This is a genomic window from Streptomyces sp. NPDC050388 (assembly GCF_040655635.1).
Lineage (GTDB): Bacteria > Actinomycetota > Actinomycetes > Streptomycetales > Streptomycetaceae > Streptomyces.
The window spans coordinates 1-21,116 of sequence record NZ_JBFAKH010000105.1 but is presented as its reverse complement, the minus strand read 5'-3'; the positions used below and the strand labels follow the sequence as shown (position 1 = coordinate 21,116).

The following is a 21,116-nucleotide window of genomic DNA, read 5'->3' as shown; positions in this document are numbered from 1 at the left end:
CGGGCGCCCACCTTCCGCCGCCCACCATTGATCACCACCATGCCACCACGGTAGGGCCGACCCCCGGGCGCCGCTGGCCCACCAACGCCAGCCACCACTGCGGAGGCGTCCGATCGGGCGATGACCGACCGCCGCCGCCCGCTGGGCACCGGACCCGCCCTTACCGAGCCGTCTCACGCGGAAGCCTTCCACCGCGCGTTCGCGCCGGCGGGTGGGCTGGCGGCTGTTCTCCGACCGGTTGTTGAGGTACTTCGACTGCCGGTGCTCGACGAAGGGCACGACCTCGCGGTGGGCGGCACGGCAGGAGCGGAGCTCGGCGGTGCCGACCACCCGGGGCACGGCGCGCGTCTTCTTCATCGGGCGGCGGAAGAAGCACCGGGCGGCGGCTGTGTCCCGGCGGCTCTGCACGAGGACGTCCAGGACGGTGCCGTCCCGGTCGACGGCCCGCCACAGGTGCTGCCGCTCTCCGTCGATCTTGATGAACGCCTCGTCCGGGTACCACTTGTCCCCGGACCCGGACCGGGGTCGGCGGCGCAGTCCGTTCGCGTCGGCCTGCCCGAACGTGGCGCACCAGCGGCGGACGGTCTCGCAGGGGACGACGGCATCGCGCCCGAGCACCAGCTCCTCCACCTCCCGGAATGACAGTGGGAAGCGGAAGCACGGCCACACGCAGCGGGAGAGGGCCTCCACCGGGTACCGACGCCCTCTGCACGCCGGCGACGCGTCCCCCACGGACGCCTCCTCCAACGTGATCAACTCGAAGATCATCCCACCCGGTCAGCCGATGTGACAGCGCCACTGCGCGAGCTCGGCAGGGAGCGGGCGTAGCAGGAAGGACCGTTGGGTGCTGAAGCCCGGCGCGTCCAGCGGGCGCCCGGACACGCCCGATCGACAAATCTTCGGGGAGGTGTCGATCTGACCGCGTCCCGTTCGTCGTCATGATGTACGGCGACCCGCCGTGCGAGGAAACAACAGGACCTGACAGGAGTCGGACCGTGAAGTACATGCTGCTGATCAATGCCGCCGCGATCGACGAGAAGGGCGCGGCCGCCGAGTGCAGCGTCGAGGACTGGATGGTCTACGACAAGGAAGTGAAGGACGCGGGGATCTGGGTTTCCGGGGAGTCGCTGGCCGACCTGGTCACTTCCACCACGGTACGGGTCGGCCGGGACGGCAGGCGGACCGTCACCGACGGGCCGTTCGCAGAGACCCGCGAGGTCCTCGGCGGCTTCTACGTCATCGACGTACCGGACCTGGACATCGCACTCGACTGGGCCGCCCGCTGTCCCGGCGCGCGTGGCAGCGGGTCGGTCGTGATCCGTCCGATCGCCGAGTTCGGGGCCTGACGGGGGAGGGCGAGGGAGTGACCGAGACCGACATGCCCATCGGGTCGCCCCACCCGTCGCCGGTCCAGGCATCGGTGGAGTCGGCGTTCCGTGAGGAGCACGGTCGGCTGCTGGCCTCCCTCGTCCGCCGCTTCGGCGATCTCGACCTGGCCGAGGAGGTTGCCTCCGAGGCCGTGGAGGCGGCTCTGGTGCACTGGCCGGCCGGGGGCGTTCCGGCCATGCCCGGGGCCTGGTTGTTGACCACGGCGCGGCGCAAGGCCGTCGACCGCTTGCGGCGGGATCAGGCATACGCCGCCCGTCTCGCCGTCCTGCAGGTGGAGGCGGGCCGGGCCGATTCCGCCCCGCCCGCGGACGCCGGCAGCGGCCTGCCCGACGACCGGCTGCAGATGTTCTTCACCTGTGCCCACCCCGCCCTCGCGGCCGAGGACCGCACGGCGCTGACTTTGCGCTGCCTGGCCGGGCTCACGACGCCCGAGGTGGCACGGGCCTTTCTCGTTCCCACCGCGACGATGGCCCAACGGATCGTCCGGGCGAAGAAGAAGATCCGCGAGGCCCGTATCCCGTTTCGCGTACCCAGCGCCGACGAGCTGCCGGAGCGCCTGCCCGGGGTCCTGCAGGTCATCTACTCGATCTTCACCGAGGGGTACGCGGCCAGCTCGGGCCCGCAGTTGCAGCGACTCGACCTCGCGCAGGAGGCCATCCGGCTGGCGCGGATCCTGCGCCACCTGATGCCCGCCGAGCGGGAAGTCGTCGGCCTGCTCGGGCTCATGCTGCTGATCCACGCGCGACGCGAGGCCCGGACCGGTTCGAACGGCGAACTCGTGCTGCTCGACGATCAGGACCGCGGCCGCTGGGACCACACGATGATCGAGGAAGGAAACGACCTGGTGGTCTCCGCGTTGGCCGGCGGACCGCCCGGCCCGTACGGGGTGCAGGCCGCCATCGCCGCCCTCCACGACGAGGCCGCCGACCTCGCGACCACCGACTGGCCACAGATCGCAGCGCTCTACGACGTGCTGTTCCAGCTCACCTTGTCCCCCGTCGTCGCCCTGAACCGGGCGGTGGCGGTGGCGATGCGTGACGGACCGCAGGCGGGCCTGGCCCTGCTCGACGAGCTGGCCGACGAGCCGCCACTGCGCCGCTACCACCCCTACCCGGCCGCCCGGGCGGACCTGCTGCACCAGCTCGGCCGGCTGCCCGAGGCCGCCACGGCCTACCGGGAAGCACTCGACCTGGCCGGCACCGAACCCGAACGGGACCACCTCAGGCGCAGGCTGAAGACGGTCCTGTCGTCCGGACCGGACGACGGAGCCGGCACCTGACGGCGGAACACCCCGGTCGTCATCGTCTCCACGGTGTCCGTGCGGCCCGTCCCCGCCTCCTGGCTGAAAGCTCTGCGCACCGGCAGCCGCCTCGTCACGACGATCGCCAGCACCGACCTGATCCTCCCGTCGACGGCGGTGCCGCGGACCGCATCGAGTGGGACCGCGCCGGGCTCATGCGCCCCCGGCACGGCGACGACTACGTCCGCCTCGCGGACGACGTCTGGAGGAAAGGTCTGGAGGAAAGCCGTACAGGACAAGGGAGGGGAGACCTCCACCAGCCGGTACCCGCTGCCGTACCCGTCGGACGTGATGTCGATGCTCGAGCTGCGGCTTTCCGGCATCGAGTACCGCAAGAAGCAGGACGGCGACACTTACACGGTACGGCTACTCCACGGCGACCGGTCTTCTCGAGCCGCCAGTCGTGCACCAGAGCGGTCCCTGGCGGCTGTGGTCGGACCTGGACCGCATCCGCAACCGCCTCAACCGGAAAGGCGCCCTCCCCGTCCACGGCGCCCGGGACAGCGTCGCCCCCGACGGCACGGCCACCCTGAGCCGCGGGGAGTGGAAAGCCACCCCGCAGCCGCCCCGGTCCGCTTCCGTTGTGCCCCGGGCCGAGGACTTCCGTTCCAGTAGGGCTGGTCAGGCTCCTGGGGTTGTGGGTATGTCGCGGTGGCAGGTGGGGCAGGTGGGGCAGGTGCCGGTCCAGGTGCGGCCCTCGAAGTGGGCCAGTTCGGGGGCCTGTTCCATCTCGCGGTGGTCGTGCTCGATGCGCCGGGGGAGCCTGGCCGACCGCACCAGCGTCGCCGGGGGCTTCCCGGAGGGCAGGCCGGACAGCCAGAACTGCACCGGCTCGCTCTCGTCGGCCGACTGCTGGGCCAGCAGCCGGCGTCCGGGTGACCCCGGACCGTCGGCGCTCGGCGGACGCTGCGTCCGGCGAGGCGGACCCCGGGGGCGACGAACCGGGAGTACATACGCTTGAAGCCGCTGACCCCTCTGCCCGGCCGGGATCCCTCTCGCCAGGACATCGGCCGCGAGGACCGGGGCCTTCACGCTCTGCGGCGCACCGGGACACTGCACTTTCGGCGGTCGGACGGCGCCCGCGCAGGCAGGTTGAAGGGGCCGGGCCTCGGTCGGATGGGCGGTGCGACGGGAGGAGACGCCCCCACCGCGCAGGGCAGGCCACGGTCCTCCAGCCCGTGGCGGAAGGCGCCGGGAGGAGCGTCTCCAAGCCCGCGGTATCACCGGCGGACGCGGACCTCGGTGCGAATACCACGCTGCGCACGGTCGTCCCGGCTCACTTGGTGGACGATCCGGCCCACCGGAACCGCGTCCCTCGCCATGGTGTTCGAGCTGGTCGAGTCCGCCCAGACCCGGTGGCGGGCGATCACCGGCGCTCACCTCGTTCCACCGGTCCGCGCCGGAGCCCGCTTCGGACGTGGTCAGCTCGTGGAGCCGGAGGAGGTCGCAGTCTGATGACCGCACCGGATCCCCCCCCACCGATGAGGAACTCGACGAGCCTGACGAACTCGTGGAAGCCCCGGCCCCGGGCCCGTGGTTCGTCCGTAGCCTCGACGACGCCGATGCCATGAGCCTCGTTGCCGCGAGTGCTGTGCCCGACACCGGCCTCGACGAACGGTGGCCTGGGTTCGACCATCGCGAGATCGTGGCGGCAACCCTTGTCCAGAAACCCCGCTCCGTCGACTCCGCCGATGAGTGCTGGGACGAGAACGCCCACTTCATCGTCGTTGCCCGCGACAAAGCCCCCCGCCTCGTCGCCGAAGTGAGGCCGCCTGTGCCGACAACTGGAAGAAACCGCCCTAAAGGGCGATCAAGGAACGCGCTGATCCACAATTATCGACAGTTGCTCCTGTCGAGCCCACCGCCACACCTCTCAGTCTGCGGGGCAACCGCATCTGTCCTGCATCACAAGAACAGCGACAGAGCGCCGACGGGCCCAGGAGACGGCAGGGCAGTAGGCGAGCGGTACCCGGCGAATGTCAGGATGGGGGCATGACGACCAAGGTTTACTTCGATATCACCATCAACGACGAGCCCGCCGGGCGGATCGTCTTCACCCTGTTCGACGACGTGGTTCCCAAGACGGCGGAGAACTTCCGCGCCCTCGCGACCGGCGAGAAGGGCTTCGGCTACGCGGGCTCGTCGTTCCACCGTGTCATCCCCGACTTCATGCTCCAGGGCGGCGACTTCACCCGGGGCAACGGCACCGGCGGCAAGAGCATCTACGGCGAGAAGTTCGCCGACGAGAACTTCACCCTCAAGCACGACCGGCCGGGTCTGCTGTCCATGGCCAACGCGGGCCCGAACAGCAACGGCTCGCAGTTCTTCATCACGACCATCGTGACGGACTGGCTGGACGGCAAGCACGTGGTGTTCGGCGAGGTCGCCGACACCGAGAGCATGGACCTCGTCAAGAAGATCGAGGCCCTTGGCTCCTCCAACGGCCGTACCTCCGCGAAGATCACTATCGCCGAGTCCGGCCAGCTCTGACGATTCGCCGCCGACGCCGCCGAGGGGCGTTCGCCCGACACGCCCCTCGGCGGGAATCGGCACGCGGCCGTAGCCGCAGGCGCCTCCCGGACTGTGATGAGTGTGGACACAGAGGGAGTTGACGGCGCACGTATGGTGGGGAGGAAACGCATCAACGCCCCCCCCGGGCTGTGAGCCCGGCGGGCCGAGCGGGGGGAAGAAGGGTGCGTGCCCGATGACGATCGGGCTCCTCTCCACGATTGCTGCTGTGTTCTACGGGGGCACGGTCTCGATCCTCGCTCTGACTGCGACCTTTGCTCGGCGCCGCACGCTGCGGCGTGAAGCACGCAGCACCCTTGCCGTCTTGGTGCCGGGGAGGGCGGTGGAGTCGCAGCAGGCAGACCGCGCGGCAGTAGGCCCGGACAGTTGAGCGGTTACGGCGAAGGCAAGTGGCCGCAGAGCGCCGGGTTGGTCAGGCTGCGAGGGGGCGTCCGCCCCAGCGGATGCCCTTCTCGCTGCGGGCGCGGGCGCGTTCGCAGCGTTGGGCGGCGAGCAGATCGAAGTGGCGGGCGTTGCTGTTGCGCCAGCGCGGCGTTGTCAAGTCACCCATGATGTATCTGGCTGATGGCGCGTCAGGATGCGGTGGGGGCGGGGCTTGAAGTGCGGTGAGATGCCGCTGGATGCGGACAGGAACCGCTGCGCTCCGCCGACGGAGCGAAAGCCCTTCATGGCGCGTTCGTGCTGCCTCGTCGGCCGGTGGCTGTTCTCGGCCCGGTTGTTCAGGCCCCGGTGGCAGCGGTGCTCGACCGGGGGATGACCTCGCGGGGCTGCGCCGTAGGAAGGCAGCTTGTCCGTGACGATCACCCGCGGCACCGAGCAGGTTCTCTTGAGCAGCCTGCGGAAGGACCGCAGGGCCGCAGCGGTGTCCCTTCGGCCCTGGGCCAGGAGGTCGAGCACGGTGCCGTCGGCGTCGACGGCCCGCCACCGGTACTTCGGCTCGCCGTTGATCTCGATGAAGATTTCGTCCAGGTGCCACGCGTCCCCGGGCCGGTGCCGCCGGCGGCGCAGGTCTGCCTGATCGTGGCGTACCGGCGGCGGACCGTCTCGTGGAAGACGAGCACGCCACGCTCGAGCATCGGCTCCCCGGCCTCGCGGAACGACAGCGGGAAGCGGAAGGACCACCACACGCAGTGCGCGATGACCTCGGCCGGGTACCGGTGTCCCCGGGACGAAGGCGACGCGCTGTCCACGGGCGGTCCCCCTCCGCCATGATCAACCCATCCGGTCAGCCGACGTGACAGCACCCCCGCACGCCATGGGCGGGGATGATGGTGGCGGTGGCTGATCGCAGCATCGGTGAGGAGGCATGCGATGGACATCGAACCGGAACCGGCCCCGCAGATCGTGGTGGGCGTCGATGGCTCCGAGCCGTCGAGGGTCGCCCTGCGGTGGGCGGCGCGGCAGGCCGCTCTGACGGGCGGTGTGGTCCAGGCGGTGACCGCCCGGCGGTATCCGCAGTGGTACGGAGCGGGCCCCGTGGTCGCAGGGTTCGACTTCGCGGGCAACGCGGCAAGGGTCCTCACTCAGTCGATCGACGAAGCCCTCGGCGCCGACCGGCCGGTCGAGAACCGGCCCCGGGGTGTGCACGGGCACCCGGCAGAGGCGTTGTCGGACGCCACTCGCAGGAGGGAGCCGCTGGTCGCGGGGGGCCGGGGGCACGGCGGATTCACCGAGGCGCTGCTGGGCTCGGTCAGCCGGCACCTCGTCCAGCACGCCGCGTGCCCGGTGGTCGTCATCCGCGGCCTCGCCGACGCGACATCGAAATGAGCCGGCGCGGCGGGAGGGGGACGTTCGCTGCGCTGCGGGTGCCGAACTTCCGGCTGTACTTCGCCGGGCAGGCCGTCAGTCTGGTCGGCACCTGGATGCAGGCCGTGGCCCAGTCCTGGCTGGTGCTCCAGCTGACCGGCTCGGGCACGGCGCTCGGGCTGGTGGTCGCCGCGCAGTTCCTGCCGGTGCTGCTTCTCGGCCCGTACGGCGGACTGATCGCCGACCGCGCCGACAAGCGCCGTCTGCTGCTGACCACCCAGGCCGCCCTCGCGTTCCTGGCCCTGCTGCTGGGCCTGCTGACCGCCACTCACCTCGTGCGGCTGTGGATGGTCGTGCTCCTGGCCGTCGCGCTGGGCACCGTCAACGCGGTCGACAACCCCACCCGGCAGACGTTCGTGCCCGAGGTGGTCGGGCCGCACCTGCTGCGCAACGCCGTCAGCCTCAACAGCGTGATGACCAACGCCGCCCGGGCCATCGGCCCGGCACTCGCCGGTGTCCTGATCGCCTCCGTCGGGGTGGGTGTGTGCTTCCTGGCCAACGCCGCCAGCTTCGCCGCGGTACTGCTTGCCCTGCGCCTCATGCGCACCGACCGGCTCCAGCCGAGCCCGGCGCTGCAGAAGGCACCCGGACAGCTGGTCGCCGGCCTGCGCTACGTGCGCGGCATCGCGGGACTGTGGGCGCCGCTGGCCATGATGGCTCTGATCGGCACACTCGCCTACGAATTCCAGGTGGTCATCCCGTTGCTTGCCCGTACCGGGGCGCACGGCGACGCACGCACCTACGGATTCATGGCCTCCGCCATGGGCCTTGGCGCCGTGGCCGGCGGCCTGGCCGTGGCCGCCTACGGACGGGCCGGGGCCGTCCCCCTGATCGGAGCCGCCGCCTCCTTCGCCGCCGCGCTGACCGCGGCGGCGGTCACTTCCTGGCTGCCCGTCGAACTGGTGGCCCTGGCCTGCGTCGGCGTGGGAGGCACCGTGTTCCTGGCGACCGGGAACGCCACCCTCCAACTGGTCGCCGACCCGTCCTTCCGAGGCCGGGTGATGGCGCTGTGGTCGGTCACCTTCCTCGGTAGTACGCCCGTCGGCGGGCCCATCGTCGGCGCCGTCGCCGAGCACCTGGGCCCCCGTGCCGGGCTGGGCCTCGGCGCCGCGGCCTGCCTGGCCGCGGTCGTCCTCGGCCTGCTCGCCCTGCCCCGTATCCCCCCACGGCATCGCTTTCTGGAAACCCGGGCCGCGCCAGATCCCCCGCCGGCCCTCACCCAGACCGACCGCACCTGATCCTGTGCCGCTCGAGAAGTCGTCGTCACCGGTCAAGCGGTGCAGCGGTACTCGCCGATCAGGCCGCCGAGGGTCCGGGTCCGCAGCACCCGGCGGGCGTCGAGGTCGTGCACTGCGACGTCGGGCCGTTCCCCGGTGTCAGGGGGTAGTTGCTGCCGGGCCCGGTGACACCACCCCCGGGCCATACGTTCGACAGGGGGAGAAAGTCATGCCGACTCCGAAGGCCGGGCGCCCCATTGCGGGGCCACCAAGAAGGTACAAGAAGGTAATGAGGGGGGCGGTGAAGGAACCACCGGTGACGACGTTCAACCGGCTGGTGCACGCGCCCGCAGACGGTCGGGGCTTGCTGGGAACGGCGGCGCAGCGGCGCCGGCACTCCTCACGGCCGACCACCCCCTTCACGCCGCCGGTGGTGCCGCGCCCCGGTGAGATCGTGATGCTGGACAGCACTCCGCTGGACGCGGCGCCAGTACCGTCAGACCGAGGCCGGTGCCGCGGCGGTGGACATTGCCCAGCGGGGGCCGTGCACCACGTCCGCGGCACACGACGCCCGATCGCTCTCCCCGGACTCGCATGATCACGAACCGGACATCATGCGACTGTGCCGAGTCAGCGGGGCCCGCAGCTCGGGGGCGATGCCGCTGTACACGGACAGGACACGATCTCGATCACTCGGTGGCCGCCGTGGTTGTGGAAGGTTGCCGTACCTTTTCTGCCCTCTTGGCCCTCCCCTCTCGCCTGACCGGAGAGACTCGGTGCTCGGAGGCTGCAGGGCTGGGGGAGAATTGGCGCGCTACTGGCTCGATGAAGGACCACCATGACAACCGACGTACCTCCGTCCGGGACGGAGGAGGACCGTTTCTGGCAGGAACGACGGATCTGCTTCCTGGCCACCAACCGCCCGGACGGCAGTCCGCATCTCGTCCCCGTGGGGGTCACCTTCGATCCCGAGGCCGGCGTCGCGCGCATCATCAGCAGCGTCGGCAGCAAGAAGGTCCGCAACATACGGGCAGCCGGACCCGGCACGACGGTCGCGGTCAGCCAGGTCGAGGGGCGCCGCTGGTGCACCCTCGAAGGCACCGCGCTGGTCAAGGACGATCCGGAGTCCGTCGCCGAGGCCGAACGGCGCTATGCCGAGCGCTACCGACCGCCCCGTCCCAACCCCGAGCGCGTGGTCATCGAGATCACCGTGACCCGTGTGATGGGCACAGTGCGGCCGCCCGGTTGGTGACGTGCCTCGTCGGTGACGCTCGCCCTGCCGGGCGCAACCCCGACCTACGGCCCGCCGCGCGTGGCCGGGCAGGAAGCGGCAGCTGCTGCTGCGCGCCGTGCGCGCGTTCGAACAATTCTGCCATTCCCATCGGTCGCGTCCGGGCATCGCGCATGCCCGGACGCTGCACCCGTTGCCGGTCCCGAACCGCGACCCGGAGCAGATCGCCCGCCGCGACATCCGCCGCCGCGATCGTCTCGGCGGCATTCTCCACGAGTACCGACGTGCCGCATGGCCTCAATGGACGGCGTTTTCGGCAAGGGCAGCCTTGCCTGCCGATGCGGTCATCGGGGCAGCACCGCACGCGTCCGGCAGGGAGGCGGACAGGGATGTCAGGGCAGTGTCAGGGCCGCGGAGCCGACGGTGTGATCGGCGAGTGCGGCGGTCAGGGCGCGATCGCTTCCGGCGGACGCGACGAGACTGAGCCCGACGGGGCCGGCCGGGCTCTGCACTCCGGGCAGGGTCAGGACCGGCAGGCCCGCCACGCTTGCAGCGCAGATCAGCTGCACGGTCGCGGTACGCAGCGCCATTCCGGTGGCGGCCGGGCCGGGCGGGGGAGCCGCCGTTGGAGCCGCCGGCTGTACGAGCGCGGTCCCGGGCGGGATCAGTTCGGCGAGCGCGCTCCGCGCTTGGTTCACGGTGTCCCGGGCCCATGCGAGGTATTCGGTCGGCATGTCCTCGCCCGCAGCGATGGCGTCTGCGACGAGGGGCGAGACGGCCTCGCGGTGCGCCTGCAGCCAGCTGCCGTGCAGCTGCCACATCTCCACGGCCTGGAGGACGCCCAGCGCCTCCGCCCACTCCTCGAGATGTGCGGCGCAGGTGCTGCTCCTCGGCTGCAGCGGGACGGCCAGCCGGTCCGCCCACGCGTGGGCTGCGTCGTGCAGCGGCGGACGCAGTGCCGGGTCCATCAGGTCGAACAGGTCCGTGGCCAGGAGCAGCCGTTTGATCGGCTGAGCGGGTCGCCGCGGAAGGAGCACGTGGGACACCTGGCTGAGCAGTTGCGGTGTTCGGGTGATCCAGCTCACGGTGTCGAACGAGGGTGCGAGACCGATCTGGCCGGTATCCGGGGCCAGACCGTGTGACGGCCGCAGGCTGTACAGCCCGCAGTAGGAGGTCGGCACCCGCACCGAGCCCGCCGTGTCGGTGCCCAGACCGATGTCGGCCAGCCCCAGGGCGACGGCGCTGGCCGAGCCGCTCGAGGACCCTCCGGGGACCCGCCCGGGCGCCGCGGGGTTCGGCGGCATCCCGTAGTGCGCGTTGAGCCCGGACAGGCCGTAGGCCAGCTCGTCGGTCCGTGCGATACCGGTGACGTCCGCCCCTGCCTGCAACAGGGCCTGGACGGCCGCGGCATGGGCGGACTCGATCGGCGCCTCGCGCAGCCAAGCCGGATTTCCCGCCCCGATCGCATGGCCGGCGACAGCGAAGAGGTCCTTCACCGCGACCCGGGAGCCGGACAACACGCCCTCCTTGGGCGCCGCGACCAGAGGATCACCGACAACACGCCAGACCGATGGGTCGATCTCCCCTGGAGCCGAGACGTCATCGCGGGAAGCGCTTGTCGTTTCACCGCTGTGGTGCCGAGGGGGGATCAGGAGCGGCACGTCGGCAACGGCAGAACTCGGCTGCTGGGCAGGCATGGGTGACCTCGACGTGATCGGAAGGCAAGCGCGTACAACCATTTGTACAGGAGGGTGAACTGGCTGAAGCCGGGTTGGACGACGACGCTGTCGCCGCGCTTGCGGCGCTGGCCGGGCCTCGTCGGTCGAGGGGCCGGGGCTATTCGGACCAGGCGGAGTTCTTGATGACCTCGACGAAGTCGCCGCGGACGAATCCGGGCACGTAGTGGGCGAGCACGTCGGCCTTGACGTTGCCGAATGTCGTCTCGGGGCGGTCCTTGATGCCCTCGGTGAACGCGGCCAGGATGTGGTTCTTGAAGTCCGGGCGGGGGTGGGCCTCCACCACGGCTGCACGCTGTTCGTCGGAGACCGCGTGGTAGCCGATGCCCAGTACGTCCAGTTCCACTCCCCGGGTGACCAGGGCGATCTCGGGGGCCATGTGCAGCGGGATCTCCGGCGTGGTGTGCAGGGCGATCGCCGTCCAGACCCGGTCGGCCTCCTCGCCGGTGATGCCGTGGGCGTGCAGGAACCTCCGTGCCTCGTCGGCACCGTCGATCTCGAAGCGCTGGTCGGTGCGGCGGAACCGCTCGGTCAGCCCCAGGTCGTGGAACATCGCTCCGACGTACAGCAGCTCCGGATCGAACTGGAGCCCCTGTTCGCGCCCGCGCAGCGATCCCCAGAGGAACACGCGCCGGGAGTGGTCGAACAGCAGCGGTGAGGCTGCCTCACGGACCAGTTCGGTCGCCTCCCGCGCCAGAGTGCTGTCAGGGATCCGCACACCCGCGACCGTCTCGCTCATGATCTCTCCACTCCCTTGTCCCGGCGGTCTGACTCCCTTCCAGGGTCGCCGGGCACGTACCATGGCGCCATGTCTTTTCTGACAGAGAAACCACAGATCCAGACATGACGCATCGCGTGGGTTTCGTGGTGTTCGACGGTGTGACCATGCTGGACGTCAGCGGCCCCGCGGAGGTCCTGCACCAGGCGAGCCGGCTCGGCCACCCCTACGACCTGGTCCTGATTTCCGCGTGCGGTGGAGAGATCAGGACCTCGACCGGGATGCCGCTGGGCGGCACCGTGACGGCGGCCGAGGCCGGCCGGATCGACACGGCGCTCGTGGCCGGAGGCGACCGCCTGACCGAGCAGCCGGTGGACGCGGAGCTGCTGGCGACGACCCGCACCGTGGCCGCACGGGCAACGCGGGTCGCCTCGGTGTGCACCGGCGCCTTCGTCCTGGCCGAACTCGGCCTGCTCGACGGGCGCCGGGCGACCACCCACTGGCGGCACGCCGGCACACTCGCCCGCCGTCACCCCTGGGTACGCGTCGAGCCGGATGCGATCCATGTCCGGGACGGACGGTTCGTCACCTCCGCCGGTATCAGCGCGGGCATCGACCTGACACTGGCGCTCGTCGAGGACGACCACGGAGCCGAGGCGGCCCGCCGCATCGCACGCGAACTGGTCGTCTTCCTGCAGCGGCCAGGCGGACAGTCACAATTCACCACGGCCACCACTCCGCCCGCGCGCAATGACCTCCTGCGCACCCTGATCAATTCCGTGCTGGTCGACCCGGCTGCTGATCACGACCTGCCGTCCATGGCCCGCGCCGCGGCCGTCAGTCCCCGGCACCTGACCCGGTTGTTCCACACCGAACTGGGCACCACCCCCGCCCGCTGGGTCGAACGGGTCCGTCTCGACCGCGCCCAACAACTCCTCCTCGACGGGCACAGCGTCACCTCGGCGGCCCGGCACAGCGGACTCGGCAGCGACGAGACCCTCCGCCGCGTCTTCGTCCGCCACCTCGGCGTCACCCCCACCGCCTACCGCCAACGCTTCGCCACCACCGGCACGGCCCGGACCGCGATCCCCGAAATCAAGGAAACGGTGGAACGCCGCAGGGTTTGAAGACCGGTTCTCCGCCAGTCCTCGTCGACGAGAGCGACGGCTGCGAGCGCACGCGCACCACTCGGGAGCACGGATGCGTCTCCGTGCCGGTCGAGGAACCTCGGAACGGAAACCGGCGCCGAGCCCTCGCGCGTGATCATTCTCAGTGCCAACGGCTGTACCGGTGTCCCGTCCGCCGCCCATTGCATCGGATGCGAACTCGCGAGGGAGTGTCATGAACCAGGCATGAGAGGGTGTTCAGGGATGTGCTGTTGCGCTGAGCGGCTCCTGCGGCCAACAGCCTTCGGGCTGATTCGCACCCTACGCGCGCCTTCACGGTCTTCCAGGTGCCGACCTGTGCGCCCGCCTGATCGGCTTATCGGAGCTAGATTCCGTCTGTTTGGTGATGGAGCGGAAGATTCTCACCGATGCGGAACTTCCAGGCGTTTCGGCCGTGCCTGGTGCCGACGAATACGGCAGAGCGGGTCGAAACGCCCATCGCGCATCACCATCAAACGCCCGCTCAGCAGCAGGCCAAGGCTGAACCCGCCGGAGTGTCCGGGGCGACGGTGCTGCCCAATCGGCGCTGACAGGATCATCGCGAGAAAGGGGCGCCGCGGGCGAAACCGTACGGTTCGAGGATCTGGGACCTCCGTGCGTATTCGACATGAGACCGTCCACGGCTCTACCGCTGCGGGCCGGGGCGGAGGGTGTACGAGTGGTGACGGTATGCTCATGCGATGGGCCGGAATCCCGTCGCGTCGTCGTCCGGGGTGCCGAAAGAGCGGGGAAGGAGCCGGTCCGGTCGGGTGTGGGGCCAGGGGAGGCGATGGGATGCGGCAGGCCGGTGTGCTCGATGTCGGGTGCCACAGTGCTCTACTGACGGTGGTGCGCCGATGCCCGGGGACGGTGCTGGAGCCGGTGTTCTCCCGCAAGGTGCGGTTGAGACTGCACGAGACCCTCGACCGCAAGGGGCGGCTGGACAAGGTCGGCATGAAGAGCGTCGAGCGGGCAGTGGCCGAGGCCGTCGCCGCCGACCCGCGTCCGCACGGACCGGAAGTGTTCGCGTTCGCGACCTCCGTCATCCGGGACGCGCCCAACCGAGACGAGATCATCGCGCGTGTGGCACGCACCACCGGCACCCGCCTGCGCGTGCTGAGCGGCGTTGAGGAGGCGCGGCTGGCCTATGTGGCCGCCCGTCAGTGGGCAGGCCCGACGGCCGGGCAGCTGCTGGTCCTGGACATCGGCGGCGGCACCGTGGAGATCGCCTCCGGCACCGGAGCCCAGCCCCGCGCCGTCCACTCGCTGCCCCTGGGTGCTCGCAGGATCACCCGGGACTGGCTTCCCGGCGGCACCGCGCCGTCCCGACGCCGCCTGGCCGAGATCCGGCAACACCTTCATCGGTCCCTGGAAGCCGTGCCCGGTCTGCCGCGGGCCGAACCAGGTGGGCGGGTGCTGGCCTGCTCCAAGACCTTCGAACAGCTTGCCCGGCTCGCCGCCGCCCAGGGCAAGACACCGCGAGCCGGACGGCGGCTGGCGCTACCCCAACTGCGCACGGCGGTCTCCCTGCTGGCCGACGCGGAACCGTCCCGCCGTGCCGAGCTGCCGGGCATCTCCCGGCACCGCGCCGAACAGTCCCTGGCCGGGGCCCTGGTCGCGCAGGCCCTCATGGAAGCCTGCGGGGCCGAGAACGTCGAGATCTGCCCGTGGTCCACCCGGGAAGGGCTCCTGCTCGAACACCTCGGCCCACCACACACCACAGCCGACCGATCCCGCCTGGTCGGCTGAGCCCAACGGACGGCGGAGACCAGGTCAGTGGTCGGGGTGTCGGTCGGCAGGCTGGACAGCCAGCAGTCGGTGGGAGCCTCGGCGTCCTCGGGCCATTCGACCAGCAGCCGGCAGTCGGGCAGGATGCCGTCCCACCAGCCCTGTTCGGTCGAGGCGACGGCCCGGATCGGACGCTCGACGGCCTGGCCGGCCGGGCGGACACGCACGGCGGCGAAGCGGGACCGTAACGCGCCGCGTGAGCCCTGCCGCCAGGTGAGGGAGGTGAACGCTCCCTGTCCAAGGTCGACGGCAAGGGCTGCCACCGAGGGTGCGGGGCGGCGGTAGCGGGGCTGGGGCCGGCAGCCGACGGGGCCCGTGCGGTCCGGAGCCACGGGCTGGGCGTCGAACGGGTGGGCACTCACGTCCGCGCGGACGGCCGGCGCGTAGTCGATTCCCCGCTTTGCCAGGCCGGCCAGTGTGTCGAGCATGCCCAGCGCCGGCCGTCACTTCTCGCGGTGCCTGGCCTCGGGCGGGGCGCGGGTGACCATCGCTGCGGCCGGCCGGGGCTCCCGGCGGTCCACGGCGGTCGCGAGCTGGTTTTGGCGATACTGATGCCGACGTGACACCGACTTCGGTGACGCGGCGTCGGTTTCTTGTGGCGGGTCGACCGCGTGCCGATGCGGGCGCCACGGGGCAGCATCAGCCTTTCGGCCGCGGAGGTCGCGTAGGGCGACATCCGGAGCGTGCCGGTGGTCGGGCGATAACCCTTTGGGACACGGCCTGACGTGGGGCGATCCTGAGCTTCCACCGTGTCTGCCAAACCGGTTCCCCCCGGCCGGACAGCGCCGGTGCCCGCGGACGCCGTCCGCCCGTCGCACGGCGACGTCGCCGGGACGGTGACGAGCCGCTCAGGCTTGGGGCCGCACTCCCCGTCGTGCTTGACCAGGTGCGCCTGGACCGCCCAGGTCGACGGCGTCCTGTTCGTCTCCCTGGCCGAGGAGACCGCGTTCCCGCACGGGAGCGTGGTCACGGGGGTCGTCACAGGGCCGCCCCTTCCCGTGAGCACGAGAAGCCGTTCTATGCCGTCTCCCGATACGCCGCCGCCTCCTCCAGGTCCAGCCGCCGCAGCAGGGTGCGCAGCATCTCGTCGTCGAGGTAGCGGGCGTCACGGAGTCTGACGAACACGTCACGCTCCGCGCTGATCATCTCCCGCGACAGCCGCCGGTAGGTGTCGTCCACGGACTCCCCGGTGACCGGGTTGGCCTGGCCCAGACGTTCCCAGACGGCGTTGCGGCGGCGCTCCAGGACGGTGCGCAGACGGTCGGCGAGCGGGGCCGGAAGGGCGTTGCGCTCGTCGGACAGGAGCTCGTCCAGCCGCTGCTCGGCGACCCGCGAGGCCTGCGCCTGAGCGTTGGCCTCCGCGAGGGTCTCGGCCTGGATGTCGCGTCCGGGGATCTTCAGCAGACGGATCAGCGGGGGCAGCGTCAGCCCCTGCACCACCAGCGTGCCGATGACCGTGGTGAAGGTCAGGAAGAGCAGCAGGTTGCGCTGCGGGAAGTCGGTGCCGTCGGCGCTGAGCGGGATCGAGAAGGCGATGGCCAGCGAGACCACGCCGCGCATGCCGGCCCATGCGATGACGAACGGCGACTTCCAGCCGGGGCTCCCTTCGCGTTCCCGGATCCGGGCCGACAGCAGCGGTGGCAGCAGGGCGGCCGGGTACACCCACACGAACCGCGCGACGACGACCACAGCGAAGACGGCCAGCGCGTACCAGACGGCCTCGGCGCCCGCGTACTCCCCGAGCCCCCTGAGGACGATCGGCAGTTGCAGCCCGATGAGCGCGAACACCGCGGCCTCCAGGACGAACGCGACCATCCTCCACACCGCCCCCTCCTGGAGCCGGGTGGCGAAATCGACCTCCCACGCGCGGTGTCCCAGACAGAGCGCGACGACCACGACCGCGATGACCCCGGAGGCGTGCACCTGCTCGGCGGTGGCGTAGGCGACGAACGGGATCAGCAGGGAGAGCGTGTTCTGCAGGAGTGCCTCCTTCACATGGGTGCGCAGCCAGTGCAGCGGAACCATCAGCACCAGACCGAACACGAGGCCGCCGAACGCCGCGAGCAGGAACTCGCCGATCCCCCCGGCCCAGGTCGCGCCCTCGCCGACGGCCGCCGCCAAGGCCACCCGGAACGCGGTGATCGCGGTGGCGTCGTTCAGCAGGGACTCGCCCTGGAGGATCGTGGTGATCCGGGACGGCAGTCCGACCCGGCGCGCCACCGCCGTCGCCGCGACCGCGTCCGGCGGGGCCACCACGGCACCGAACACCAGAGCCGCGGTGAGCGACAGTCCCGGTACGAGCAGGTACAGGGCCCAGCCGACGACGAAGGTCGCGAACAGTACGTACCCCACCGACAGCAGCGCGATCGGCCGCAGCTGCGCCCGCAGACCGAGGTAGGAACTGTCGATGGCAGCCGTGTACAGCAGCGGGGGCAGGATGAGCGGAAGGACGATGTGCGGGGCGAGCGTGTAGACGGGCACGCCGGGCACGTAGCTGACCGCGAGACCGGCGGCGACCACCAGCAGCGGGGCCGGCACCGGAGTGCGTCTGGCGGCGGCGGAGACCGCGGTACTGCCCGCCACCAGCAACAGCAGCGACATCACGTCCATGTCGTGTCCACCCCCGAATCTCCGTGCTGTGATCCGTGCAACAGTCGTAATCTGGCCATCATGAAACAGTGCACGCACGCCGACGCGCTGCCGCTCCCGGAACCCGTTCCACTCACCGAGACGTGTCCGGAGTGTCTGCGGGACGGCACGGATCCGGTGCAGTTGCGCCTGTGTCTCAGCTGCGGCCACGTCGGCTGCTGCGACTCGTCGCTGGGACGGCACGCGACGGGGCACCACCGGGAAACGGGCCACCCCGTGATGCGGACCCATGAGCCCGGAGAGAACTGGCGCTGGTGCTTCGTCGACCAGGTGCTCGTGTGACCGGACGGTTCGACCGTCCGACGCCCGGGTACGTCGATCCGGCGCACGCTCTCCCCGTTGATCGTCGACGGTACGCCGGGGGCAGAGCCCGGGCGAGCCACCGTCAGGCGCACCGCGCGGATCGGCGCCCCCACATCCCGCACCGCATCGATACGGACGCCGACGCCGAACGGCCCGCGGGCGTCAGGCCAGGGGGTAGGGCGGCGGGGTGCCGCCGAACGCGGGGCAGAAGGCCTGATAGCCGCACCAGTCACAGAGTCGGCTCGGGCTGGGTTGCCACTCGCCCGTCGCCACCGCCCGCTGGATCGCCGCCCACAGCGCCCGCAGCTTCCGCTCCACCGCCCGCAGGTCCGCCTCGTCCGGGTCGTACGTCACCACGTCGCCGCTGCCCAGGTAGACCAGTTGGAGGCGGCGCGGGACCACCCCGCGCCGTCTCCACAGCACCAGGGCGTAGAACTTCATCTGGAACATGGCCCGGTACTCGAAGTCCGGCGGGGGCGCCCTGCCGGTCTTGTAGTCCACCACGCGGACCTCGCCGGTCGGGGCTACGTCCACCCGGTCGATGATCCCGCGCAGCTTGAGACCCGACTCGAGCACCGCCTCCACGTGCAGCTCGCGCCCGGCGGGCTCCAACCGGTTCGGGTCCTCCATCCGGAAGTACCGGTCGAGCAGCTGTTCCGCCTCGGCCAGCCAGGCGGCCAGCGACGCGCCGTCCGCCTCCTCGGGGAAGAGACCGGCCAGCTCGGGCCGCCTGCCCAGCAGACGCTCCCACTCCGGGCGCAGCAACGCGCGGGCACGGTCCGGAGTGCGCTGCCCGGCCGGCACGTCGAAGAGCCGCTCCAGCACCGCGTGCACCACGGCGCCCCGGGCCGCCGCCTCGCTCGGTGGCTCCGGCAGCTTGTCGATCACCCGCAGCCGGTAGCGCAGCGGGCAGGTCATGAAGTCGTCCGCACGCGACGGCGACAGCGACGACGGCCTCCTCGGGGCGGGGCGAGGGGTCGGGGGCGAGGCCGCGTCCGATGCGGTGGAACTCTCGGACGGAGGCATATTCCGACCCTACGCCGGGTCCTTCTCGAGTCCACCGGGGCGGTTCCGAGGCGGTCGGTCCGGCGGGTCCGGCGGGTTCGGGGCACCGGCCGCACCCGGTGCAGCGGTGGGGCGGGCGAGGCACGGTCGTACGGCTCCTGGCGGCCGTGGCCTCTCCACTGCAGCGGCTTGTGACCGCCACGACCTTTTTTCGTACATCTGTTCGAGATACTATGAAGTCCAGGCTTGGCCGGACATGTGTGGAAATCAGCATTTATCCGGTTGGAGCCCACGGAAGATCTCCCCATGTCCGCCTCGGGCTTCGCAGGCTCTCCGTCTGCGTCGCGCGATGCGCCCGGAGGGTCCGTCCCTCATCCGCAGGGCGGACTCGCCGCCCGACCAGCGCCAACACGACCCAATGGCACAGGCTTGGCTCGATCATGAAGACTCCGCCCGTCGGGGAGGACGCCGTGCGGGTGCTCGGCGTGGACCCCGGACTGACCCGGTGTGGCCTCGGGGTGGTCGACGGCACCCCTGGACGGCCGCTCACGGTGACGGCGGCCGGCGTCCTCCGCACCCCGGCGGACGCGGACCTCGGCCACCGCCTCCTCCTCATCGAGCACGGCATCGAGCGGTGGCTGGACGAGTACCGGCCCGGAGCCGTCGCCGTGGAGCGGGTGTTCAGCCGGAACGACGTGCGCGCCGTGAGGGGCACCGCGCAGGCGAGCGCGGTCGCGATCCTGTGCGTGGCCCGGCGCGGCCTGTCCGTCACCTGGCACACCCGCAGCGAGGTGGCGGCCGCCGCCACCGGCAGCGGAGTCGCCGACAAGGCCCAGGTCGGCGCCGTGGTCACCCGGCTGCTGCGGCTCGACGCCCTGCCCGAGCCGGTCGAGGCGGCCGACGCCCTGGCTCTCGCCATCTGCCACATCTGCCGCGCCCCGGCGCTGGACCGCCCGCAGCGGGCACACGCCGCCCGCCCCGTTCCGGCACTCGCAGGACTTCGGAAGGACACGATCTGATGATCGCCTTCGTCAGCGGCACGGTCGCCGCGCTCGCCCCCGACGCCGCGGTCGTCGAGGTCGGCGGCGTCGGCATGGCCGTCCAGTGCACGCCCAACACGCTGTCCGCGCTCCGCGTCGGCGCGCACGCCAGGCTCGCCGTCTCCCTGGTCGTGCGTGAGGACTCGCTCACCCTCTACGGCTTCGCGGACGACGACGAGCGGCAGGTCTTCGAGCTGCTGCAGACCGCCAGCGGCGTCGGGCCGCGCCTGGCCCAGGCCATGCTCGCCGTGCACACCCCGGACGCGCTGCGGCGCGCGGTCGCCCAGAGCGACGAGAAGGCGCTCACCGCCGTGCCCGGCATCGGCAGGAAGGGCGCCCAGAAGCTGTTCCTGGAGCTCGCCGGCCGGCTCGGCGAGCCGGCCGGAGCCGCCGAGACGGCCGAGGCCGGCCACCCGGCCGGCGCCGCCGCTCCCGCGCCCTGGAGCGAACAACTGCGCGCGGCGCTCGTCGGCCTCGGGTACTCCGCGCACGAGGCCGAGGGAGCGATCGCGGCCGTCACCCCCGCCGCCGAGGCCGCCGCCGCCGACGGCGCCGTCCCGAAGGTGTCGCAGCTGCTGCGCGCCGCCCTGCGCACCCTGAACCGCGCCCGCTGAGAGGAGTGGACCGCATGACCCGGGACGAAGCCGAAACCGCCGCCCTCATCGGGCGGCTCGTCAGCCCCGTCGCCGCGGAGCGGCTGGCGGGATCTGTCGCCGACGGGGAGGACCAGGCCGTCGAGGCCGCCCTGCGGCCCAAGGACCTGGACGAGTTCATCGGCCAGGAGAAGGTCCGCGAGCAGCTCGACCTGGTGCTGCGCGCCGCCCGCGCGCGGGGCGCCACCGCCGACCACGTGCTGCTGTCCGGTGCCCCCGGCCTGGGCAAGACCACCCTCTCGATGATCATCGCGGCGGAGATGGGGGCCCCCCTCCGCATCACCTCCGGGCCCGCCATCCAGCACGCCGGCGACCTGGCGGCGGTCCTGTCCTCCCTCCAGGAGGGCGAGGTGCTGTTCCTCGACGAGATCCACCGGATGTCCCGGCCCGCCGAGGAGATGCTGTACATGGCGATGGAGGACTTCCGCGTCGACGTCATCGTCGGCAAGGGCCCCGGTGCGACCGCCATCCCCCTCGAGCTGCCCCCGTTCACCCTGGTCGGCGCCACCGTGCGGGCGGGCCTGCTGCCGCCCCCGCTGCGCGACCGCTTCGGCTTCACCGCGCACATGGAGTTCTACGAGCCCCCCGAGCTGGAGCGGGTCGTCCA

At 71.5% G+C, this 21,116-nt stretch carries 20 protein-coding genes and 3 pseudogenes; 13 read left to right on the top strand and 10 right to left on the bottom strand.

Going from position 1 to position 21,116, the window contains the following annotated elements:
* The coding region (locus AB0I73_RS35595; protein ID WP_363044489.1) for an IS6 family transposase at positions 1–732 on the bottom strand (732 nt) is incomplete at its 3' end.
* A 263-nt stretch (positions 733–995) separates the two neighbouring features.
* Between AB0I73_RS35595 and AB0I73_RS35590 the strand changes: the two genes are divergently transcribed.
* Complete coding sequence (locus AB0I73_RS35590) at positions 996–1,346, top strand: YciI family protein (protein WP_363044487.1); 351 nt, start codon at positions 996–998, stop codon at positions 1,344–1,346.
* A 32-nt stretch (positions 1,347–1,378) separates the two neighbouring features.
* A complete protein-coding gene (locus tag AB0I73_RS35585; RefSeq protein ID WP_363044493.1) occupies positions 1,379–2,668 on the top strand; it encodes an RNA polymerase sigma factor in 1,290 nt (429 codons plus the stop codon).
* Positions 2,669–3,310: 642 nt separating this feature from the next.
* On the opposite strand, the gene AB0I73_RS35580 is transcribed toward AB0I73_RS35585, so the two are convergent.
* The gene (locus AB0I73_RS35580; protein WP_363044485.1) at positions 3,311–3,517 is read right to left on the bottom strand and encodes a hypothetical protein; all 207 of its coding nucleotides are present in this window, start codon (positions 3,515–3,517) and stop codon (positions 3,311–3,313) included.
* Between the two features lie 414 nt (positions 3,518–3,931).
* On the opposite strand from AB0I73_RS35580, the gene AB0I73_RS35575 reads away from it, so the two are divergent.
* Both AB0I73_RS35575 and AB0I73_RS35570 read left to right on the top strand, forming a co-directional pair.
* On the top strand, positions 3,932–4,144 hold the full coding sequence (locus AB0I73_RS35575; protein WP_363044483.1) for a hypothetical protein: 213 nt from the start codon (positions 3,932–3,934) through the stop codon (positions 4,142–4,144).
* A 537-nt stretch (positions 4,145–4,681) separates the two neighbouring features.
* Positions 4,682–5,179 carry a peptidylprolyl isomerase gene (locus tag AB0I73_RS35570; protein WP_363044481.1) on the top strand — a complete coding sequence of 166 codons (498 nt, stop codon included), beginning with the start codon at positions 4,682–4,684 and terminating at the stop codon, positions 5,177–5,179.
* A 451-nt stretch (positions 5,180–5,630) separates the two neighbouring features.
* Here the strand turns inward: AB0I73_RS35570 and AB0I73_RS35565 are convergent.
* A pseudogene (locus AB0I73_RS35565) lies at positions 5,631–5,747 on the bottom strand (integrase); the annotation flags it as partial.
* Between the two features lie 59 nt (positions 5,748–5,806).
* Positions 5,807–6,408: pseudogene (locus AB0I73_RS35560) on the bottom strand (IS6 family transposase); the annotation flags it as partial.
* 121 nt (positions 6,409–6,529) lie between these two features.
* On the opposite strand from AB0I73_RS35560, the gene AB0I73_RS35555 reads away from it, so the two are divergent.
* Both AB0I73_RS35555 and AB0I73_RS35550 read left to right on the top strand, forming a co-directional pair.
* A complete protein-coding gene (locus tag AB0I73_RS35555; protein WP_363044479.1) occupies positions 6,530–6,985 on the top strand; it encodes a universal stress protein in 456 nt (151 codons plus the stop codon).
* Positions 6,982–8,262 (top strand): MFS transporter, encoded by a 1,281-nt coding sequence (locus AB0I73_RS35550; RefSeq protein WP_363044477.1) that lies wholly within the window; start codon positions 6,982–6,984, stop codon positions 8,260–8,262. The genes AB0I73_RS35555 and AB0I73_RS35550 overlap by 4 nt, the downstream gene beginning before the upstream one ends.
* 32 nt (positions 8,263–8,294) lie before the next feature.
* On the opposite strand, the gene AB0I73_RS35545 is transcribed toward AB0I73_RS35550, so the two are convergent.
* Positions 8,295–8,447 carry a hypothetical protein gene (locus AB0I73_RS35545; RefSeq protein WP_363044475.1) on the bottom strand — a complete coding sequence of 51 codons (153 nt, stop codon included), beginning with the start codon at positions 8,445–8,447 and terminating at the stop codon, positions 8,295–8,297.
* A gap of 632 nt (positions 8,448–9,079) precedes the next feature.
* On the opposite strand from AB0I73_RS35545, the gene AB0I73_RS35540 reads away from it, so the two are divergent.
* Positions 9,080–9,493, top strand: coding sequence for a PPOX class F420-dependent oxidoreductase (locus tag AB0I73_RS35540; RefSeq protein ID WP_363044473.1), 414 nt, complete (start codon positions 9,080–9,082; stop codon positions 9,491–9,493).
* A gap of 371 nt (positions 9,494–9,864) precedes the next feature.
* Here AB0I73_RS35540 and AB0I73_RS35535 read toward each other — a convergent pair whose 3' ends face one another.
* On the bottom strand, positions 9,865–11,169 hold the full coding sequence (locus tag AB0I73_RS35535; RefSeq protein WP_363044471.1) for an amidase family protein: 1,305 nt from the start codon (positions 11,167–11,169) through the stop codon (positions 9,865–9,867).
* 139 nt (positions 11,170–11,308) lie between these two features.
* A complete protein-coding gene (locus AB0I73_RS35530) occupies positions 11,309–11,947 on the bottom strand; it encodes an HD domain-containing protein (protein ID WP_363044469.1) in 639 nt (212 codons plus the stop codon).
* Between the two features lie 104 nt (positions 11,948–12,051).
* On the opposite strand from AB0I73_RS35530, the gene AB0I73_RS35525 reads away from it, so the two are divergent.
* Both AB0I73_RS35525 and AB0I73_RS35520 read left to right on the top strand, forming a co-directional pair.
* Positions 12,052–13,053: a GlxA family transcriptional regulator gene (locus AB0I73_RS35525; protein WP_363044467.1), complete on the top strand. Its 1,002-nt coding sequence runs from the start codon at positions 12,052–12,054 to the stop codon at positions 13,051–13,053.
* A gap of 813 nt (positions 13,054–13,866) precedes the next feature.
* Entirely contained in the window at positions 13,867–14,820 is a 954-nt protein-coding gene (locus AB0I73_RS35520; RefSeq protein WP_363044465.1) for a hypothetical protein, read from the top strand.
* Between the two features lie 242 nt (positions 14,821–15,062).
* Here the strand turns inward: AB0I73_RS35520 and AB0I73_RS35515 are convergent.
* Both AB0I73_RS35515 and AB0I73_RS35510 read right to left on the bottom strand, forming a co-directional pair.
* Positions 15,063–15,287: pseudogene (locus AB0I73_RS35515) on the bottom strand (transposase); the annotation flags it as partial.
* A gap of 589 nt (positions 15,288–15,876) precedes the next feature.
* Positions 15,877–17,469, bottom strand: a complete 1,593-nt coding sequence (locus tag AB0I73_RS35510) for a Na+/H+ antiporter (RefSeq protein WP_363044463.1) — start codon at positions 17,467–17,469, stop codon at positions 15,877–15,879.
* 60 nt (positions 17,470–17,529) lie between these two features.
* Between AB0I73_RS35510 and AB0I73_RS35505 the strand changes: the two genes are divergently transcribed.
* Positions 17,530–17,790, top strand: a complete 261-nt coding sequence (locus AB0I73_RS35505; RefSeq protein WP_363044461.1) for a UBP-type zinc finger domain-containing protein — start codon at positions 17,530–17,532, stop codon at positions 17,788–17,790.
* 183 nt (positions 17,791–17,973) lie between these two features.
* On the opposite strand, the gene AB0I73_RS35500 is transcribed toward AB0I73_RS35505, so the two are convergent.
* Complete coding sequence (locus tag AB0I73_RS35500) at positions 17,974–18,837, bottom strand: RecB family exonuclease (protein WP_363044459.1); 864 nt, start codon at positions 18,835–18,837, stop codon at positions 17,974–17,976.
* 449 nt (positions 18,838–19,286) lie between these two features.
* Here AB0I73_RS35500 and AB0I73_RS35495 point away from each other — a divergent pair, with 449 nt between their 5' ends.
* From AB0I73_RS35495 to AB0I73_RS35485, 3 genes are all read left to right on the top strand, one after another.
* Complete coding sequence (locus AB0I73_RS35495; RefSeq protein WP_363044491.1) at positions 19,287–19,835, top strand: crossover junction endodeoxyribonuclease RuvC; 549 nt, start codon at positions 19,287–19,289, stop codon at positions 19,833–19,835.
* Complete coding sequence (gene ruvA, locus AB0I73_RS35490; RefSeq protein ID WP_363044457.1) at positions 19,835–20,470, top strand: Holliday junction branch migration protein RuvA; 636 nt, start codon at positions 19,835–19,837, stop codon at positions 20,468–20,470. The genes AB0I73_RS35495 and ruvA overlap by 1 nt, the downstream gene beginning before the upstream one ends.
* Before the next feature lie 14 nt (positions 20,471–20,484).
* On the top strand, positions 20,485–21,116 hold a 632-nt coding region (locus AB0I73_RS35485; RefSeq protein WP_363044455.1), incomplete at its 3' end, for an AAA family ATPase.

Bases quoted from the DNA above. Each gene is read 5' to 3' on its own strand.
- AB0I73_RS35530 (WP_363044469.1), bottom strand. From the start codon at position 11,947: ATGAGCGAGACGGTCGCGGGTGTGCGGATCCCTGACAGCACTCTGGCG.
- AB0I73_RS35570 (WP_363044481.1), top strand. From the start codon at position 4,682: ATGACGACCAAGGTTTACTTCGATATCACCATCAACGACGAGCCCGCC.
- AB0I73_RS35550 (WP_363044477.1), top strand. From the start codon at position 6,982: ATGAGCCGGCGCGGCGGGAGGGGGACGTTCGCTGCGCTGCGGGTGCCG.
- AB0I73_RS35555 (WP_363044479.1), top strand. From the start codon at position 6,530: ATGGACATCGAACCGGAACCGGCCCCGCAGATCGTGGTGGGCGTCGAT.
- AB0I73_RS35585 (WP_363044493.1), top strand. From the start codon at position 1,379: ATGCCCATCGGGTCGCCCCACCCGTCGCCGGTCCAGGCATCGGTGGAG.
- AB0I73_RS35520 (WP_363044465.1), top strand. From the start codon at position 13,867: ATGCGGCAGGCCGGTGTGCTCGATGTCGGGTGCCACAGTGCTCTACTG.
- AB0I73_RS35545 (WP_363044475.1), bottom strand. From the start codon at position 8,447: ATGGCCCGGGGGTGGTGTCACCGGGCCCGGCAGCAACTACCCCCTGAC.
- AB0I73_RS35510 (WP_363044463.1), bottom strand. From the start codon at position 17,469: ATGGACGTGATGTCGCTGCTGTTGCTGGTGGCGGGCAGTACCGCGGTC.
- AB0I73_RS35525 (WP_363044467.1), top strand. From the start codon at position 12,052: ATGACGCATCGCGTGGGTTTCGTGGTGTTCGACGGTGTGACCATGCTG.
- AB0I73_RS35540 (WP_363044473.1), top strand. From the start codon at position 9,080: ATGACAACCGACGTACCTCCGTCCGGGACGGAGGAGGACCGTTTCTGG.
- AB0I73_RS35500 (WP_363044459.1), bottom strand. From the start codon at position 18,837: ATGCCTCCGTCCGAGAGTTCCACCGCATCGGACGCGGCCTCGCCCCCG.
- AB0I73_RS35535 (WP_363044471.1), bottom strand. From the start codon at position 11,169: ATGCCTGCCCAGCAGCCGAGTTCTGCCGTTGCCGACGTGCCGCTCCTG.
- ruvA (WP_363044457.1), top strand. From the start codon at position 19,835: ATGATCGCCTTCGTCAGCGGCACGGTCGCCGCGCTCGCCCCCGACGCC.
- AB0I73_RS35505 (WP_363044461.1), top strand. From the start codon at position 17,530: ATGAAACAGTGCACGCACGCCGACGCGCTGCCGCTCCCGGAACCCGTT.